Raw genomic sequence first — 18,527 nt, 5'->3', positions numbered from 1 at the left:
TCGAATATTTCCAGGTTGCTCGCTACCCGAGAGCGAAACCCGAAGTGAATAACTTTTTGGTGCGTTTGCGCGCCGCAAATCGAAGCCCCCGATTCGATAAGTCCACTGGCCAGCAGAACAAGCGTTGGTCGCTAAAGAACCTGCGCGGCGTTTCCGCCCTGGTCGCACTTGCGCTGGTCGTCGGCTCCGGACTTGCCGTTGTTTCGGTGTCCTCCGCAGCTGAGGCACACACGCCGAGCATCGAAGTCTCGTGCGAAGGCGTTACGGTCACCGGCCGCTACTACGAGGCGAGTGGTTCGGGTGAAGGCCAGCAGAACCTCATCAAGTTCCAGCTTGAAGGCGGCGAAGAGCAGGTAATCCCGTTCAGCAAGAACGGTTCGCACTACTTCGCGTTCCCCAACTCCACCGAGGCTCACACGTTCACTGCGTCGGTAACTGCGTGGAACAACCCCACGCACTCAAGTTGGAACCGCACGTGGACGAAGACCTCGACCCCGTGTGCCACTCCTGTCATCACCGATGTCACTGCGACGAGTTGCGAAGTGCCTGGCGGATCGACAGATGTATCCGCGACTTTCAAGGGCCTTGTTGCGGACCGCAAGTACGAGTTGACACTCGAAGGTGGCGGAATGGCTCCTCAGACCGTGATCTACACCCCCAAGCAGAGCACGGGAAGCTACACGTGGAGCGACCTCGCCGCTGGTTCGACCTACAAAATGACAATTACCGACACGACGAATCGTGATCTGAGCGCGTGCAAAAGCGTCATCACGATTGCGTGCCCCGATGTCGTAGGAATTGCAATTCTTGCGAACGAGTGCACCGTTCCTGGCGAAGGCGCTTCGATCAAAGTGAAGGTGAGTGACCTCGCCGTAGGTCGCACTTACCGCATCGACATCGTCAACGCGAGCTCGAACGCAGTAGTTGATAGCCACACGTTCACGGCCAACTCGGCAACTGGCACGTACAACTCCCCGGCGACGCCGTCCGCTACCTACTACGCGACCGTCGTAGACACGAGCCAACCCAGCACAGAACCGCTGAAGAGCAGCACCCACACCTTCCTCCCGTGCCCTGGCGTCATTCCGGAGCCCGTATTGATGGCAACGCAGTGTGACGCAGTTTCATCAGACGCTGAAGGTGAAATTACCGTAGCTATCGAGGGCTTGGTTCCGGGCCGTACCTACAACATTGTCGTCATCGGCGCAGACAAGAAGCCTGTTCTTTCGGAGAACAACTACCTCGCCACCTCTGATCGCTTCGATGCGAACCTGACAGGCATGGCGCCGGGTAAGTACACCGCGACGGTTGCCGACGCGTCTCAGCCGGAGTACGCGAACAGCACCTCCGTAGTACTGATCCCGTGTGCCACGAGCGACACCACGGTGGAATTGACCGCTGAGCAGTGCACCGCTCCTGGCGAAGAGGGTTCGATCACTGCTGTGATCTCCAACTACGCTGTCGGTCGCGACTACAGCGTCGCTTTGATGCTCGACAACGTCGTTGTCGGTGAGGCTAAGAAGTTCAACTCGGCGCAGGGCGACGCTCAGAAGTTCACCTTCAAGGGCCTCGAGGTCGACAAGAACTACCGCGTAGTGGTTACCGATACCAAGTCCACGCCAACGGTGACAGCGGCAGCCGACATCTACCTCGCGCCGTGCCCTGAGCAGCCAATCTTGATGATCGCCCAAGCCGAGTGCAACGTGCTGGGAGCATCCGAAGTCGCTGTATCGGCTAAGGACCTCGCCGTAGGCCAGACCTACACGGTGAGCATCGTTGACAAGGCAACAGGTGCATCGCTCGACGCTGTTGCGCCGATCAGCTTCGAAGCTGAGCTGCCGACTCATGCTCTGACCTTCACTGAGGTGCCCAACGGGTCTACCTACACGGTTTCCATCGTGAACGCCGCGAAGACGCTGAGCGCGGAAGGAGATGTCACGCTCGAAGAGTGCGACCTCCCGACCTTCCCGCTTCCTCCCGAGGAGCCCCCCACAGAGGTTCCCCCGGTGACTGCTCCTCCCACAGTTGACCTGCCAACCCTCGGCTTGCCAACTCCTGGGCTGCCTACGTTGGCATACACAGGCTCGAGCACAATCGCTCCGACACTCGCTGGACTCGGGTTCCTGCAGCTCGGATTGGTGCTCGTAGGGTTCAGCGTTGCGCGACGACGTTCGGTAGTTCGCGGCAGCTGATCCTGACTGTTCGGTGGGTAACCCTAGTTGCCCACCGAACTCCCTTCTAAGGTTTCTCGCACAGCGCACTCGGGCGCTGTGCGATTGGCTGTTAAGGGCAGTTCGGCAAACTAGTCTCGAAGAATGAGCACAGCAGGTGGCGGCCCCCGACGCGGTGGCCGAGTGAGTGGCGGAGACTACTCCGCACAGAAGGCGGAGAACGCAGCCGCTCCCAAGATCCCCAACCTCCTTCGTCGTATCGCGACGCTCTTCGAACCGCATCGAGCGACGCTGATTCTCACCATCACGCTCGTACTTATCGGTGCCGCAATCAGCGTTCTTCCGCCCCTGCTAACTAAGCAAGCGTTCGACGAAGGTCTGTTCCCCGCATCCGGAACCCCCAACATCCCGGTGCTCACCCAACTCGTGCTCATCATGGTGGGCCTCTGGGTCGCCTCGGCGGCTCTCGGCGTCTGGCAGACCTACCTCACAGCGACAGTCGGCAATAAGGTCATGGGCGCGCTGCGCGTTCGACTCTTTGACCAATTGCAGCGCATGGAACTTGCCTTCTTCACGCGAACTAAAACGGGCGTCATCCAATCCCGCTTGCAGAACGACGTCGGTGGCGTGGCCGGTGTTCTCAACAACACGGTGTCGAGCGTCATCGGCAACACAGTGACCGTTATCGCCGCCTTCATCAGCATGCTCGTGTTGAGCTGGCAACTCACGATCGTGGCGATCATCGTGCTGCCGGGCATCGTGATCGCTCAGCGTCGCGTAGGCCAGATTCGCGCTCGCATCGCGACGAAGACGCAAGAGTCGCTGAGCAACATGACCGCGATCACCCAAGAATCACTGAGTGTGTCGGGCATCCTGCTGTCGAAGAGCTTCAACCAGCAAGAGGTCGAGACTCAGCGATACTCCGACGAGAACGAACAGCAGATCGATCTGCAGGTTCGCCAGCAGATGAGTGGCCAGTGGTTCTTCGCCACCGTCAACATCTTCCTTTCGGTCATCCCCGCGATCGTGTACATGGTCGCTGCGTACCTTATTACTGGGGGCGTCGATGTGACCGCCGGAACGATCGTGGCATTCACCACCGTTCAAGCGCGGCTGATGTTCCCGCTGCTCGGCCTGATGCGCGTGGCACTCGATCTTCAAACTTCATCGGCGCTCTTCGCGCGCATCTTCGAGTACCTCGACCTCACACCTGCGATCACCGATAAGCCCGACGCGCACACGGTACGGGAGGATGCGCTGGGGGCGGTGGAGTTCGACAACGTCACCTTCCGCTATCCGGATGCTGATGCATCCACCAGGGCGACGTTGGACTCCGTGAGCTTCAGCATCGAGCCAGGGCAGTACGCCGCATTCGTGGGGCCGTCGGGAGCCGGCAAGACTACGGTCTCCTACCTGATCCCGAGGTTGCACGAGACGAGCGGCGGCCGTGTGCTCTTCGCTGGCGACGACGTGCGGGACCTCACGCAGGACTCGCTGATTCGCAACATCGGCATTGTGAGCCAAGAGACCTACCTCTTTCACGCCACCATCGCCGAGAACCTGTCGTATGCGCGACCGGATGCCACGACAGAGCAAGTGGAAGCCGCGGCCCGTGCCGCCAACATCCACGACACCATCATGTCGTTCCCCGCGGGCTACGACACCGTCGTGGGGGAGCGCGGCTACCGGCTCTCAGGCGGCGAAAAGCAGCGCATCGCGATCGCGCGCGTGCTGCTCAAAGACCCCAGCGTTCTGATCCTTGACGAGGCGACGAGCGCGTTGGATTCCATTTCGGAACGCACCGTTCAAGGAGCGCTCGACACAGCATCCCGCGGCCGTACAACGATCGCGGTCGCGCATCGCTTGTCGACCGTGCGTTCGGCCGATGTGATTTTCGTGGTGGAGGGCGGCTCCATCGTGGAGCGGGGAACCCACAGCGAGCTCATTGCGAGCGGCGGCGTGTATTCGCGGCTGTATGCGGAGCAAAACCGCACCGACTAGCGCAGTGTCGGCGAGCGTTCGGCGGTCTCGTCGGCGCCCCGTCAGCGCGTCGAGACCACTCGCCGCCCGCGACACAGCGCAGGCCATGCAGGGGCTTAGGCTGGGGGAGTCCTCGGCGTTGCGGGCACTCTCTCTTTACCGCGCCCGCACAGGGCCTCTCTTATAGCTAGGAATCGCTTGACTACCGTTGTTCATCCGGGTGACTCTCTTTCTGCGCGCCAGCGTCTCGTCTACGTTCTGGTGCTCGGAGCGCTGACCGCGCTCGGGCCGTTCACCGTTGACCTCTATCTGCCGGCGTTCCCGCTGATCGAAGCTGATCTCGATACGACGGCGGCGATCGTTCAGCTCACGCTCACCGCGACCACACTGGGCTTCGCGCTGGGCCAGCTCATCGTCGGCCCGCTCAGCGACCGCCTCGGTCGTCGACTGCCGCTTATTGTCGCCACCTCGGTGCACCTCGTCGCAAGCCTCGGCGTAGCTGTCGCCGCCAACATTGAACTGCTCTTTGTCTTCCGCTTGATTCAGGGCATGGGCGCCGCGGCCGGTGCCGTCGTGGCAATGGCTGTCGTGCGCGACCTCTTTGGTGGTCTTCCTCTGGTGCGGATGCTCTCGAGGCTCGCCCTCGTGCAGGGGCTTGCCCCGATCCTCGCGCCGCTGATCGGTTCGCAGCTACTTCTTATTACGCCGTGGCGCGGAATGTTTGTCTTCCTCGCTATCTATGGCGGCCTAGTACTGCTCGCCGCCTGGTTCTTCATCGTGGAGACGCTGCCGCCCGCTCGCCGTCGTGATCTTGGTCATGCCACCGCGGGGCAGCGCTATAAGGCACTCTTCACCGACCGTGTCTTCGTGGGTACCGCGGTGATCGCCGGCATGACGTTCTCGGGCCTCTTCGCGTACCTCGCGTCATCCCCGTTCCTGCTGCAGAACGTCTACGGGCTCGACCCACAAGCATTTGGGCTTGTCTTCGCTGTCAACTCGATCGGTGTTGTGATCGGCGTGCAAACGAGTGCGTTCCTCATGCGCTTTATCGGGCCGCAGTGGATTCTTGCTGGCTCAGGCGTCATGTTGCTGCTCTCGGCATCCACCATTGTTTTCTTGGACATCGTGAACGGCGATCTAATCACCGTGCTTATTCCGCTCTTCGTCTTCGTGATGTCGTGTGGTTTCTCGTTCCCCTGCACCCAGGTGCTCGCGCTTGCCAACCACGGGGGAGAGGCTGCCACAGCTGCCTCTGTCTTGGGCGCCGTGAACTTCGGTCTTGCCGGCCTCACCTCGCCGATCGTCGGCGCGTTCGGAATCACCAACGCGATCCCCATGGGCATCGTGATGGGTTCGACGGCGATCGTCTCGATCATCGTCATGTGGACCGTGGTGCGCCCGCGCACCGTACCGGCGCTCTCACGCTAGGGGCGGCGAGCGGGCGCGCAGTGTCCGGGGAGTGGACAAGCAGTGCCCGAGAGCGGTCGGCTCTCCGCGTTCTCGGCAGTCGCTGAGGTCGAGCGACTAACGTGATGTTGTGAAAACTGAGATCTCGCAGGCGGAGGCGCGCCGCATCACCACCCGCTGGCCCCTCATTAGCGGGATCGGCGCAGTCGTCTTAGCAGTAACGCTCGGGCTAGTCATCGGTACGCGCAGCACGCCGTTCAGCCTCGACCAGCTCGTTCTCGACGACTTCCTCAGCATCCGTGCTGATGTGTTTACCGTGCCAGCGCTGGCCATGAATTTCTTGGGCGGTGGCTGGTTTGGGGTGTTCGTCGTTCCGCTGGGGGGAGCGCTCGCGTTCTTCCTGCTGAAGCAGCGCTGGGCTGCGTTGTACTTCCTACTGGCCTCTGCCGTGAGCGCGGGAGTCGTTCAGCTTCTGAAATCACTCTTTAGTCGAGCGCGCCCCGACGAGATTCTTGTCACCGCAGACTTCGGTTCATTCCCCTCGGGGCATGTAGCAAATGCCGCCACTCTCACGGTGGTGCTCATCCTGTTGCTGCAACGCCGGTGGATCATCATCGTCGGTGTCATATACACAATTCTCATGATCCTCAGCCGCACCTATCTTGGAGCGCACTGGCTCAGCGACACGATCGGTGGGGTACTGGTGGGCATCGGGGTTGCCGTCATCTTGTGGGCCCCGTTCGCGCGCAAGCTCGAGGCGGAGAAACCTCAGTAGTTCGCGCGCAGTTCGGTGAATCGATGGTCGTGACTGGCGCCACTCCGTAGGCTAGAAGCATGACGGATGCCGCAGCCCAAGTAGAAGCAGCCAAGAAGGCCCTAGCCGAGGCTCAGGCCGCACTCGCGGCTGCCGAACTCGCTTCGGCAGAAGCCGCGCTTGCCGCCGAGCAAGCAGCCGAGCAGGCAGCCGAGCAGGCAGCCGCTGCCGCAGACTCCGAGGGCGCAGCTGAGTCCGAGCCTGCAGCCGAGACCAGCGCGGACTCCGAGACCACCACGAGCAAGCCGAAAGCCGCTCCGGCATCCGCCCCCACGGGCGCACTAACCGAGACTGGCGACGGCCCGCTGTCCGCCGATGAAGTTGGCGCGGTTCGCGACGGCTACGCCTTTGAGGGCGAGGTGCTCGAGATGGGTGCCCTCGTGAACGGCGATGCGCTCGCCGGTGTGCCCGTACGCATCCCCGTTGCGATGCTCAACCGTCACGGTCTCGTGGCCGGCGCTACGGGTACCGGTAAGACAAAGACTTTGCAGGTGCTCGCCGAGCAGCTTTCCGCTGCGGGAGTTCCGGTGTTTGCGGCCGACATCAAGGGTGACCTTTCGGGCATCGCGACGGCAGGCACCTCGAGTGAGAAGCTGCTGGAGCGCACCGACTCGATCGGTCAAGATTGGCAGCCTGCGGCATCCCCCACCGAGTACTTCACGCTGGGCGGAATGGGCACGGGGGTTCCGATCAGGGCCACCGTATCGAGCTTTGGGCCACTGTTGTTGTCGAAGGTGTTGGGGCTCAACGACACTCAAGAATCAAGCCTGGGCCTGATCTTCCACTACGCCGATCAGGCCGGGCTTCCGCTGGTTGACCTGAGCGATCTGCGTGCCGTGGTGCAGTGGCTGCTCAGCGACGAGGGCAAGGCTGAGCTGAAGAACCTCGGAGGGCTTTCGTCGGCGACTGCTGGCGTGATCCTGCGTGAGCTGATCGGGTTCGCCAATGAGGGCGCCGATGATTTCTTCGGTGAGCCTGAGATCGACACCTCATTGTTCTTGCGCACGAACGCCGATGGAGCCGGAATCGTGAGCTTGCTCGAAATCCCGGGCGTCAGCGATAAGCCGGCGCTGTTCTCGACGTTCCTCATGTGGTTGCTGGCCGACCTCTTCAACGACCTGCCCGAAGTCGGCGACATCGATAAGCCCAAGCTCGTGTTCTTCTTCGACGAAGCTCACTTGCTGTTCAAGGATGCGTCAAAGGACTTCATTGCCTCGATTACGCAGACGGTGCGCTTGATCCGTTCGAAGGGTGTTGGTGTGGTCTTCGTCACGCAGACTCCCAAGGACGTTCCCAGTGATGTCCTGGCGCAGATCGGTTCACGATTCCAGCACCAGCTGCGAGCCCACACCCCGGATTCGGCTAAGGCTCTCAAGGCGACAGTCTCGACCTATCCCACCTCGGGTTACGACCTCGGCGAAGTGCTGACCACGCTCGCGACCGGTGAAGCGATCATCACGGTGATGAACGAGAAGGGTGCGCCAACGCCAGTGGCGTGGACTCGGCTTCGCGCGCCTCAAGGTTCGATGTCTCCGACCGATGCCGCGGTCATGGAAGCGGCTGTTGAGGCATCCCCGCTCATGGCGACGTACGGCACCGCTGTTGACCGCGAATCGGCCCGGGAGATTCTGGCCGTGAAGATGAATGCGGCGGCAGAAGCGGATGCCGCTGCCGAAGCGGCGGAGGCAGCGGAAGACGCTGCGAAGGAAGCCGAGAAGCTCGCCAAGGCCAAGGCCAAAGAGCAAGCGAAGGTGCAGGCTGAGTACGAACGCGCGCTGAAAGACATGAACAAAAAGTCGTCATCGTCGAGCTCTAGCCGCACCACCACGCGCACCTCGACGCGCAAGGATACGAACGTTTTGGGTGACGTCTTGGGTTCACGAACTGGACAAACTGTCGTTCGTGAAGTGCTGCGCGGAATTTTCTCCACGCTCAAACGGCGCTAACGGGGCGGGCACTCCAGGTGGCCTAGGCGCGAGAGAAACTGCGACGCAGGCCTCTACTTCCCAGTATTCATGGGCTTTTTACGTGCCTCACCTCGGGTAGGGGCGTCGGGGACAGCGCCGCCATCGCACCGCTGTTGCCAAATCGTAACCAACAAATTCTGAAGAATTCTGCTGCGTTCACTTGTCAAACCCAAGGGTGAGGCACTTTACTGATGTACGTCCGATTCACTTCTTGAACGGAACAGCACTCACTTTCCAATGGAGGAACACAGAATGCGTAAGCCACTTTCCATGATCGCAGGGGCGGTGGCCTTAGGCCTCGTTCTTGCAGGCTGCTCGAGCACCCCTAGCTCAGACCCCGACAACGCTGACCAGGTTGAGGTATTCACCTGGTGGGCTTCAGGTTCAGAGAAGGTCGGTCTCGACGCTCTCGTCGGCGTTTTCAACGAGCAGAACCCCGACATCGAGTTCATCAATGCGTCAGTAGCTGGCGGCGCCGGCTCCAACGCCAAGGCAGCTCTTGCGTCACGTCTCGAGTCGAATGACCCGCCGGACACGTTCCAGGCTCACGCCGGAGCAGAACTCACTGACTACATCAACGCCGGTCAGCTGCAGGACCTCAGCTCGTTCTACCAAGACAACGGCCTCACCGACGTCTTCCCCGAGAGCCTGATCGAGCGCATCACTGTTGATGGCGCCATCTACTCTGTGCCCAGCAACATCCACCGTGCCAACGTCGTCTGGGCCAACACCCAGGTGCTCGAGGATGCCGGAATCGACCCGATGGCCGCTCCTGCTGACATCGACGCTTGGCTCGTTGACCTGAAGAAGCTCAAGGACGCCGGAGTCGAGACTCCTCTCGCGCTCGGTACTGAGTGGACTCAGATGCAGCTCTTCGAAAACGTTCTCATCGCTGACCTTGGCGCTGAGGGCTACTCGGGCCTCTGGACCGGCGACACCTCGTGGGACGACGCTGGCGTAGAGACCGCAATCGGCCACTACGGCGAGCTGCTCGAATACACCAACAGCGACTTCGCTGGCCTCGACTGGGATGCTGCAACGCAGATCGTTCTCGATGGCAACGCTGCGTACAACGTCATGGGTGACTGGGCCGAGTCTGCATTCCAGCAGGCTGGTTGGACCTACGACAACGAGTACACCACCTGGGCAACCCCCGGCACCGACGGAGTCTTCGACTTCCTCGCTGACTCGTTCACTCTCTCGGTAGGCGCTCCTCACGAAGCAGCTGCCATTGACTGGCTGACGACCATCAGCTCGGCTGAAGGCCAGAAGGCATTCAACCTCGCCAAGGGTTCGATCCCGGCTCGCACCGACACGGTTGCCGCTGACTACCCCGCGTACCAGCAGACCGCCATCACCTCCTTCGGTGAAGACACCGTAGTGAGCTCGCTTGCTCACGGCGCAGCAGCCAGCATTGCCTGGTCGGGAGACATCTCCTCGGCTATCGGTAAGTTCGGCGCTGACCGCGATGCAGCCTCATTGCTCTCCGGCCTCGTTGCCGCAGCTGACAAGGCTCAGGGCTAACTAGCACCACGAGATAACGGTGGGTGGGGGCACGCGCCCCCACCCACTACCGTGCAAACCGAGGAGCTCGCGCGTGAAAAAAGGATACAAAAACTGGGGGCCGCCGCTCCTACTGATTGCCCCGACGATCGTCGTTCTCGGCATCTTTGTGTACGGCCTGATTGGCGCCAACATCTCGGTGTCGCTCAGCAACCGGAACAGCCTGGTTCCGGCAACCGAGTTCGTTGGACTCGATAACTACTTCGCGCTCTTCGCTGAAGAGCGCTTCATCCACTCGCTGCAGAACCTCGGTGTCTTCACCGTCTTCTTCATCGGTGGAACCATGATCTTCGGATTCTTGTGGGCATGGATGCTCGACAAAGGCGTCACCGCAGAGGGCGTCTTCCGCTCGGTGTTCCTGTTCCCCATGGCGATCTCGTTCGTGGCCTCCGGTGTCGTGTGGCGCTGGTTGCTCAACAGCGCTGAGGGTGATCGTGCATCCGGACTCAACCGAGTCTTCGAAAACCTGGGGCTGGACTTTCTCCAGAACTCCTGGTGGAACGAACCCGGTTGGGGCATGGCCGCCATCGCACTGCCCGCCATTTGGCAGCTCGCCGGTTACGTTATGGCACTGTTCCTCTCGGGCTTCCGTGGCATCCCTGAAGAGCTGCGTGAAGCAGCCCGCATGGATGGCGCTACCGAGTGGAAGCTCTACCGCTACGTGATCTTCCCGCAGCTGAGCCCCGTAGCCCTCTCGGCCCTCATCATCGTGGGTCATATGTCGCTCAAGGTCTTCGACCTCATCATGGCGATCACGAAGTCGATCTACCAGACCGAGGTTCCCGCAACCTACCTGTGGGTTGCCTTGACCTCGAACGACTACGCCAAATCAGCCACGATCGCGACCATTCTGTTGCTCTTCGTTGCCGTCGTGATTGTTCCCTACCTGATCTACACCGCTCGCGCAGAGAAGAGGCAAGGATGAGTGTCAGCACTGGACTCGACAAGAAGCCCGGCTCGTCCATCAATTCCCGCACATCGGGAATGCCGCAGCAGTCATCGATTCGCGTTCGCGCCGGGTTGAGCCGCACCGCAAAGTACGTCTTGCTCGTACTGTTCCTGATCATCGTGTTGATGCCCGTGTACGTGCTTATTGTCACGAGCCTCAAGCCGCCGCAGGATGTCAACCCCGCCACCTCGTGGGGGCTTCCGATTCGGTGGCCGTGGGAACCTGCCTTTGAGGGTGGACCCACGGGATTCGACAACTGGGCTCTCGCGTGGAACACGCTGTCAGCATCCATCGGTCGTACGTTCTTGCTGGCGATTCCCGCCGCCCTCATCGCGTCGTTCCTGGGCGCGATGAACGGTTTCGTTCTCGCCCGCTGGCGCTTCCCGTACGCCGATGTCGTGTTCACGTTCATCCTGTTCGGAATGTTCATTCCGTACCAGGCGATTATGACGCCGCTCGTGCAAATGAAGACGAGCCTCGGGTTGCCGAGCGATGTCTCCACCCTGCTGGTCGTCCACGTGATCTACGGTTTGCCGATCTGTACGTTGATTTTCCGCAACTACTACGCCGGCATCCCTCACGAGCTCATGGAAGCTGCTCGCATGGATGGTTCGGGGATGCTGCGCACGTTCCGCAGCATCGTCTTGCCGCTGTCGCTTCCCGGCTTTGTTGTCACGATCATCTGGCAGTTCACGTCGGCTTGGAACGACTTCCTGTTCGCGCTGTTCTTGTCAAACCAGAACGAGGGGCCGGTGTCGCTCGCGCTCAACAACCTCGCTCAGGGTGCTCAACTCGCGAACTACGGTGCCGCGATGGCGGGAGCGCTGCTTGCCTCGCTGCCGACCCTCGTCGTGTACATCGTGCTCGGCAAGTACTTCATCGGCGGACTGATGAGCGGCTCGGTAAAGAGCTAAGTACTCCGTACGGCAGTAAGCCGCGTCATCCTGTTCAGCTTCGGCGGGTGGATGGCGCGGCTTTTGTCGTTGGCGCAGGGGCTAAGCGCCGAGCGAGCGCAGATACGTCAGAGCCACCATCAAGATCGCCGCGGTGGCTGCGGTAGCGCCAATCGCGACTGCGATAAAGGCGGTCGGATGCCGTTCAAAGAAATACAGCGAGGCAGGGTAATCTTCGCGAACTTCGCCCGTCGACACGGTGCCCGGAATCCGCGTAGTGGGCACGGAGAACGCGGCGGCAACCTGATCGAAGTGTTCGGGAGACCAGTACTGGCCGCGCATCCGGAGCAGGCGGCGATCGTCGGCTCCCATGACGGCGAGCGTGGGCCGCGACTCTAGGCCGTCGCTCGTATAGACCTCGGCGAGAAGCATGTATTTGGCATCCGCTTTCGCGAAGTGCACGGTGCGGCCGAAGAAACCGCGTTCGCTGACGATGGGGGCGTCGGGGGAGAACCAGATGCCAATGCGAAAGTAGGCGATGATCGCGCCGACCGCCACAAGGATGGCCACGATCTGGGTGATTACGACCGCAAGCCAAGGCCCGTCGGGGAGAACGATGATGTAGAGCACGCCGAAAACGGGCCCGAGGAACGCGAGGCCCGCAATGACGCCACGATGAAACAGGCTACGCGGCGGGATAATTCGCTGACGAGGATCGCGCGCTGACAGATCGTAGGGGGTGCTGTTCCGTGACAACGGCAGTCCCTTTCGTCAGTTCGCGCCGTGCGACATCAGCCTTCAAGTGCGGAGAATGGGGGATTCGAACCCCCGAGGGCTTGCACCCAACACGCTTTCCAAGCGTGCGCCATAGGCCACTAGGCGAATTCTCCTGGCAAGTTGAACACGCGTCAGCGCGAACAACCTCAAGTGATCATAACGGGGTCGGGGGTTCAGCGGTAATCGGCGCGGCAATCGCTGTGAATTAGGGGAGTGACGAGGGCGCGCAACAGCGTTCTAATTTTGGGTAGACTGGAGGCGGCTCCTCGCGTGGCGCCATCCAGGCCAACTCCCCCAGGACGGAAACGTAGCAAGGGTAACCGGGCTCTGGCGGGTGCGCGGGGGGTCTTTTCTTTTGTGCTGATCAGCATGTTCGACGCGTAGGCTGAAGCTGTGACGCGGAACATTTACATCACTTCCATCGAGGGTCACGCTGGCAAGTCCACGATCGCCCTCGGTCTGCTCGACACGCTCAGCCGTGAAGCAAAACGGTTGGGGGTGTTCCGTCCGGTTGCTCGCACCAGTGATGAGCGCGACTACGTCTTAGAGATGTTGCTCGGTCACGAAGCCGTCAACCTCAGCTATGACGACGCCGTCGGTGTTGGCTACGACGATGTTCACGCTGATCCCGATCTCGCGCTCAGCCGCATCATCGAACGCTTCAAAGCCGTCGAGGCTCAGTGCGATGTTGTCGTCATCGTTGGCTCTGACTACACGGATGTCGGCAGCCCCACCGAGCTGTCGTACAACGCGCGCGTCGCCGCGAACCTCGGTGCGCCGGTGCTCCTAGTCTTGGGTGGTCAGTCAGAGGATGGCGAGAGCCGCAGCCCCGCCGACATGGCTCAGGTCTATTCGATCGCTCATCAAGAGTTGGATGCCGCCCACGCCCAATTGGTCGGCGTTGTAGTTAATAGGTCAGACCCCGATCATCTCGACGACATCATCGGGGGAGTGAGCGCTGCGGTCGGCGACGATACTCCGGTCTGGGCTATCCCCGAAGATCCCTTCCTTATTGCCCCGAGCCTTGGCTCGCTACTGGCCGCTGTCGATGGCGAATTGCTCCGCGGTGACGCTGACCTGCTGCAGCGTGAAGCGCTCGGCGTCGTTGTGGCCGGCATGACGATGGAGAACGTGCTGCTGCGTCTCATCGAGGGCTCGGTCGTGGTGGTTGCCGGCGACCGCTCGGATGTGCTGCTCGCGACACTGATGGCGCACGCCTCCGAGACGTTCCCGTCACTGGCGGGCATCATCCTGAACGGTGGTTTCGACCTGTTGCCGCAGATCGAGCGCCTCATGGACGGTCTGGATGTGGCGCTGCCGGTCATCCGCACCTCCTTCGGCACGTATGACACAGCCCGCATCATCACGAAAACCCGCGGTCGTTTGGCTGCGGAATCGCCGCGAAAGTTTGACACTGCGCTCGCGCTCTTCGAGCAGCACGTGGATGCCGCCGAGCTCATGCGCCGCCTCGACTTGCATCCGCCCACGGTCGTGACGCCGCTCATGTTTGAGTACGGCCTGCTTGATCGTGCCCGCCAACGCCCGCAGCACATTGTGTTGCCCGAGGGCAGCGACGACCGCATCCTTCGCGCTTCGAGCACGCTGCTGCGTCGAGGCGTCGCCAAGCTCACGATCCTGGGGAACGAGGGCGAAGTTCGGGGGCGTGCGGCTGAGCTCGGTCTCGATATCTCGGGCGCGAGCATCCTGAGCCCCTTTGATGAAGAGCTACGCGACCGTTTCGCTACCGAATACGTGAAGCTGCGAGCCCACAAGGGCATGACGATGGATGTCGCCCGCGAGACCGTGACCGATGTGTCGTATTTCGGCACGATGATGGTTCATTTGGGTCTCGCCGACGGCATGGTTTCGGGCGCTGCGCACACCACGGCGCATACGATTCGCCCCAGCTTCGAGATCATCAAGACGAAGCCCGATGTGTCGATCGTGTCGAGCGTGTTCCTTATGTGTCTCGAAGACCGTGTGCTGGTTTACGGCGACTGTGCGGTGAACCCCGACCCGGATGCCGCCCAGCTCGCCGACATCGCAATATCGTCCGCCGCCACCGCAGCCCAGTTCGGAATCGACCAGCGCATCGCGATGCTCTCGTACTCCACCGGAACCTCGGGCAGCGGCGCGGATGTCGACAAGGTGCGTGCTGCGACCGCTCTGGTGAGCGAACGTCGCCCCGACCTCGCAGTCGACGGCCCCATCCAATACGACGCCGCCGTGGATGCCGCGGTCGGCAAGTCAAAGATGCCCGATTCTGAAGTGGCTGGCCGTGCCACGGTCTTCGTGTTCCCCGATCTCAACACGGGAAACAACACGTACAAGGCTGTGCAGCGCAGTGCGGGCGCCGTCGCGATCGGGCCCGTGCTTCAGGGCCTGCGTAAGCCCATCAACGACCTCTCGCGAGGAGCGCTCGTGCAAGACATCGTGAACACGGTGGCGATCACCGCTATCCAGGCACAGGCCGTCGCGGCTGAGAAGCAGGAGCAAGCATGACCACCGTCTTCGTCGTGAACTCTGGTTCGTCATCCATCAAGTGGGAGCTGCTGGATGCCGAGTCTGGTTCCGTTTACAGCGGCGGCATGGTGGAACGCATCGGGGAACCCGGTGGCGGAGCCACGGACCACGACGACGGCATGCGTCAGATTCTGGCGGGGCTCGGCGACGAGCATCCGGCCGTTGTCGGCCACCGTGTAGTTCATGGGGGAGCGGAGTTCACCGCCGCAACTGTCATTACCGACGAAATCGAGGATCGCCTCGAGGAGATTTCGGTGCTAGCCCCGCTGCACAACCCGGCCAACCTCAAGGGCATTCGGGCGGCGCGCGCCACGTTCGCCACGGTTCCTCATGTCGCGATTTTCGATACCGCGTTCCACGGCACGTTGCCGGCCAAGGCGTACACCTACGCGATCGACACCGAGCTGGCTCGCACGCACGGCATCCGACGATACGGATTTCACGGCACCTCGTACCGCTACGTCGCGGAACGGGCCGCTGCCGTTCTGGGCAAGGATCTCGCTGATCTCAAGCTGATCGTGTTCCACCTCGGCAACGGTGCTTCGGTCTGCGCCATCGACGGCGGGCGCAGTGTCGAAACGTCAATGGGAATGACTCCGTTGGAAGGCCTCGTGATGGGCACGCGTTCGGGCGACATCGACCCCGGCGCACTCTTTCACTTGGGCCGCTCGGGCATGGATCTCCCCGGGCTCGACCACCTTCTCAATCGCGAAAGCGGCCTGCTCGGCATGACCGGCACGGGCGATATGCGTGACGTGCAATCGAAGGCGGATGCTGGCGACGAGCGTGCGCAGGCGGCGCTCGCGGTGTACTACCACCGGCTTCGTCACTACCTCGGGGCGTACCTCGTGGCGCTGGGTGGAGCAGACGCAATCGTCTTCACCGCCGGCGTTGGCGAGAACAATGCGAACACCCGCTTGGCCACTGCCGAGGGGCTTGAGTCGTTCGGCATCGTGATGGATGCCGCAGCCAACTCTGAAGCGCGACGCGACGAACGTGTGGTGTCGGCATCCGCTTCGCCCGTGAAGGTTCTCGTGATCCCCACCAACGAGGAGCTGCAAATAGCACGAGAATCAGTTGAGGCTGTAACCCGATAGACCAACTTTGTTGTCCCCCGTTGTGAACCCTTGAAATGCCTCGGTGTGAGCTTTTAATGTGGTTTCGAGACCGATTTCGGGCGGTCTCAACGTTGGGCAAACCACCCTGCGAGTAGCTCACCACTACTCGAGTTGAGACTGTGTGCACACTGCACAGCGGTCTCGCGATCAGGGGGTAATTGTGTTTTTCAGGGAACCAATTTTCGGAACGCGCGGGCAGACGAGGGGTCTTTCAGGCTTAGCTCGCGCAGGCGTTGCTATGTTCGCGGCGGCGGGGTTAGTAACTCTTTCGGTTTTCTCTGCCGGTGTGCCGGCACAGGCGGCGGCGGGTGACGACTCAATCGCCGAGTCCGCCTACCTTTCGGGGAGCTTGCTCTCCGGACTGCTCGCCGGAGAATTGGCTCTTCTCGGAGAATCGGATGCCAGCAACGACGGCACCCAGGCGCTTCAAACAGAGACGGTGGGCGTTGGTGTCCTCGCGGGGGTGACCGCAACAGTGGGCGGGGTCGGCGTACCGATCGTGCTCGCCGATGCGGGTGTGTTGAGTGCGTTCTCGCAAGCAGCCGACGACGGAAGCTCGATTGCCGCCACGGGACTTGTCGATGTCAACGGTGATGTCGGAGTGGACCTCTTTGGCGTGGGCGACCGCCCCTCGCCGCTCTCTCTTGATCTCGCCGAAGTTCTCGACGCGGGGTTGGCGAGCGAACTTACTGCTCTGTCGCTTGAGGTCGGAGCAACGAGTTCGCGCGCAGAAGCGGCTGCCCCTGCCGCTGCCACAGGCACCTACGAAATCGTTGGCGCTGAACTCAAACTTACGAGCGACACTGTTGCCGGAGTGAGCTCGACAGTTGACGGGCTGGCAGGAACTCTTTCCGGGGCCGTGGATGCAATTGCGGGCCCCGGCGGTTCTCTTGTGGGTACAGTATCTACTGTCGCTTTGAGCGCGCTCGGCGGACTTGGTCTCGTTTCGACGACGGGAACGTCGGCGAGCGTCACGCTGGATCTTCCCGGCGCGATCGCGCCCCTCTACACTCCGATGACCTCCGACGCTGTAACGATCGACTTCGGTACGGGAGAGATCACTGTCGATCTTGCCGAGCTGAAGGGGGGTTCGCTTTCGGGGCAGCCGGCAAACACGTCGGTATTGACCTCCGCAGAGCTCACCGCGATTACTGCATCCATAACGACTTTGGTCGGGCAATTCGCCGACAACGTCGAAGACGCCGTCACAGCGGCACTCGAGGCCGCTGAAGTAGACATCGAGGTGAACCTGGGCATCGATCCGGGGCTGGGCGTAGTTCCTCTCGCTCAAGTGACTGTATCCGGCACCCTCGCTGAACTCGCAAGTTCGTCAGCAACGATCAGCATTACGGCCCTCGGCATTTTTCCCGTAACTGCTCTAACGAACGCGATCGTCAGTGCGGCGCTTGCCCCTCTCGTTTCTGATCTTCTCGACCCCAGCACGTCGGCTCTGCAGATCTTTATTGCCGGTTTGCAGTCGGGCGTCGTTACGCCCGTGATCGCTGGGCTTTCGCCGGTTTTCACAGCGCTAGAGTCCGTGCTCGCGATCACTATCAACAACCAAGAGCTCATCGGCACGGCACCCGAACAGCAATTTGTCGAAACGGCATTGCGCGTGGGGCTGCTTGCTCAAGGTCCGGTAGCCAGCCTTCTTGAGCTGGATATCGCACGCTCCGCCGTCGGCCCGAACCACACGGGCGTGGCCCCCGTCATTTCTGACGTCGATCCCGCGAGTGGCCCGGCAACGGGTGACACCGCGGTCACCATCACCGGTACCGGTTTCACCGGTGCGACCGGAGTAACTTTCGATGGTGATGATGGAACGTCGTTCACCGTCGTGAGCGACACCGAAATCACCGTAACGACCCCGGCGCATGCTGCGGGGGCCGCAGAAATCGTGATCCAGCATCCGATTGCCGACACGGCTGCAGGGGACTTCACGTACGCCGCCACCGGCATCCCGATCGTGAACTCGATGTCGCCTCTGGTTGGGCCCGATACCGGGGGAACCCTTGTTACGTTGCGCGGTAGCGGATTCTTGGGCGCTACGGGTGCGCGATTCGGATCGCTCTGGGGAACAAACTTCACCGTGCTGAGCGACACGATGGCGACGGTTGTTACTCCAGCGCATGATGCGATGTGGGTGCCAGCAGTTTTGGCCTCGGGAGTAGTTTCCGTCAGCACCCCCGGCTTCACCTTCCAGCCCTCCGCCGTGGCGGGTACGGATGACGGGCTCGCCTTCACCGGTGCATCCGGCATTCAAGGCGCGTGGCTTGCGCTCGCGCTCATCGGTGCTGGCGGACTGCTCATGATTTCTCGACGCCCCACCGGGCGCTACCAGGCGTAAATAGGGGTGGCAGCGTAC

The 18,527-nt window shown here is 61.5% G+C and carries 12 protein-coding genes, 1 tRNA gene and 1 other RNA gene; 12 read left to right on the top strand and 2 right to left on the bottom strand.

Annotation, left to right across the window (positions count from 1 at the left end):
• Nucleotides 1-44 precede the first annotated feature (44 nt).
• The 8 genes from ACWTV1_RS12320 (at nt 45) to ACWTV1_RS12285 (ending at nt 11,765) form a co-directional block, all read left to right on the top strand.
• The gene (locus ACWTV1_RS12320) at nt 45-2,192 is read left to right on the top strand and encodes an RTX toxin (RefSeq protein WP_498505552.1); all 2,148 of its coding nucleotides are present in this window, start codon (nt 45-47) and stop codon (nt 2,190-2,192) included.
• Between the two features lie 123 nt (nt 2,193-2,315).
• Entirely contained in the window at nt 2,316-4,172 is a 1,857-nt protein-coding gene (locus tag ACWTV1_RS12315) for an ABC transporter ATP-binding protein (protein WP_498505551.1), read from the top strand.
• 177 nt (nt 4,173-4,349) lie between these two features.
• Nucleotides 4,350-5,579 (top strand): multidrug effflux MFS transporter, encoded by a 1,230-nt coding sequence (locus ACWTV1_RS12310; protein ID WP_100389490.1) that lies wholly within the window; start codon nt 4,350-4,352, stop codon nt 5,577-5,579.
• A 109-nt stretch (nt 5,580-5,688) separates the two neighbouring features.
• Nucleotides 5,689-6,333 (top strand): phosphatase PAP2 family protein, encoded by a 645-nt coding sequence (locus ACWTV1_RS12305; RefSeq protein WP_498505550.1) that lies wholly within the window; start codon nt 5,689-5,691, stop codon nt 6,331-6,333.
• A 59-nt stretch (nt 6,334-6,392) separates the two neighbouring features.
• Nucleotides 6,393-8,318, top strand: coding sequence for a helicase HerA-like domain-containing protein (locus tag ACWTV1_RS12300; RefSeq protein ID WP_498505549.1), 1,926 nt, complete (start codon nt 6,393-6,395; stop codon nt 8,316-8,318).
• 273 nt (nt 8,319-8,591) lie between these two features.
• Nucleotides 8,592-9,863 (top strand): ABC transporter substrate-binding protein, encoded by a 1,272-nt coding sequence (locus tag ACWTV1_RS12295; RefSeq protein ID WP_341620569.1) that lies wholly within the window; start codon nt 8,592-8,594, stop codon nt 9,861-9,863.
• 73 nt (nt 9,864-9,936) lie between these two features.
• Nucleotides 9,937-10,827, top strand: coding sequence for a carbohydrate ABC transporter permease (locus ACWTV1_RS12290; RefSeq protein WP_100389494.1), 891 nt, complete (start codon nt 9,937-9,939; stop codon nt 10,825-10,827).
• Nucleotides 10,824-11,765 carry a carbohydrate ABC transporter permease gene (locus ACWTV1_RS12285; RefSeq protein ID WP_498505548.1) on the top strand — a complete coding sequence of 314 codons (942 nt, stop codon included), beginning with the start codon at nt 10,824-10,826 and terminating at the stop codon, nt 11,763-11,765. Before ACWTV1_RS12290 ends, ACWTV1_RS12285 begins: the two co-directional genes overlap by 4 nt.
• An 81-nt stretch (nt 11,766-11,846) precedes the next feature.
• On the opposite strand, the gene ACWTV1_RS12280 is transcribed toward ACWTV1_RS12285, so the two are convergent.
• Together ACWTV1_RS12280 and ACWTV1_RS12275 are read right to left on the bottom strand one after the other, a co-directional pair.
• On the bottom strand, nt 11,847-12,500 hold the full coding sequence (locus ACWTV1_RS12280; RefSeq protein ID WP_498505547.1) for a hypothetical protein: 654 nt from the start codon (nt 12,498-12,500) through the stop codon (nt 11,847-11,849).
• Between the two features lie 49 nt (nt 12,501-12,549).
• Nucleotides 12,550-12,634, bottom strand: a tRNA-Ser gene (locus ACWTV1_RS12275).
• A 144-nt stretch (nt 12,635-12,778) separates the two neighbouring features.
• Between ACWTV1_RS12275 and ffs the strand changes: the two genes are divergently transcribed.
• The 4 genes from ffs (at nt 12,779) to ACWTV1_RS12255 (ending at nt 18,509) form a co-directional block, all read left to right on the top strand.
• Nucleotides 12,779-12,875, top strand: an RNA gene (ffs, locus tag ACWTV1_RS12270) — signal recognition particle sRNA small type.
• A 39-nt stretch (nt 12,876-12,914) separates the two neighbouring features.
• Nucleotides 12,915-15,023, top strand: a complete 2,109-nt coding sequence (gene pta / locus ACWTV1_RS12265) for a phosphate acetyltransferase (RefSeq protein WP_498505546.1) — start codon at nt 12,915-12,917, stop codon at nt 15,021-15,023.
• Nucleotides 15,020-16,141 (top strand): acetate/propionate family kinase, encoded by a 1,122-nt coding sequence (locus ACWTV1_RS12260; RefSeq protein ID WP_498505545.1) that lies wholly within the window; start codon nt 15,020-15,022, stop codon nt 16,139-16,141. The genes pta and ACWTV1_RS12260 overlap by 4 nt, the downstream gene beginning before the upstream one ends.
• A gap of 259 nt (nt 16,142-16,400) precedes the next feature.
• Entirely contained in the window at nt 16,401-18,509 is a 2,109-nt protein-coding gene (locus ACWTV1_RS12255; RefSeq protein ID WP_498505544.1) for a choice-of-anchor G family protein, read from the top strand.
• Nucleotides 18,510-18,527: the final 18 nt, after the last annotated feature.

Source organism: Salinibacterium sp. VpJ6, assembly GCF_059767345.1.
Note: the sequence above shows the minus strand (reverse complement) of the source record. Positions and strands in the feature narration are given on the sequence as shown.

Bases quoted from the DNA above. Each gene is read 5' to 3' on its own strand.
- ACWTV1_RS12315 (WP_498505551.1), top strand. From the start codon at position 2,316: ATGAGCACAGCAGGTGGCGGCCCCCGACGCGGTGGCCGAGTGAGTGGC.
- ACWTV1_RS12300 (WP_498505549.1), top strand. From the start codon at position 6,393: ATGACGGATGCCGCAGCCCAAGTAGAAGCAGCCAAGAAGGCCCTAGCC.
- ACWTV1_RS12295 (WP_341620569.1), top strand. From the start codon at position 8,592: ATGCGTAAGCCACTTTCCATGATCGCAGGGGCGGTGGCCTTAGGCCTC.
- ACWTV1_RS12285 (WP_498505548.1), top strand. From the start codon at position 10,824: ATGAGTGTCAGCACTGGACTCGACAAGAAGCCCGGCTCGTCCATCAAT.
- ACWTV1_RS12260 (WP_498505545.1), top strand. From the start codon at position 15,020: ATGACCACCGTCTTCGTCGTGAACTCTGGTTCGTCATCCATCAAGTGG.
- ACWTV1_RS12255 (WP_498505544.1), top strand. From the start codon at position 16,401: ATGTTCGCGGCGGCGGGGTTAGTAACTCTTTCGGTTTTCTCTGCCGGT.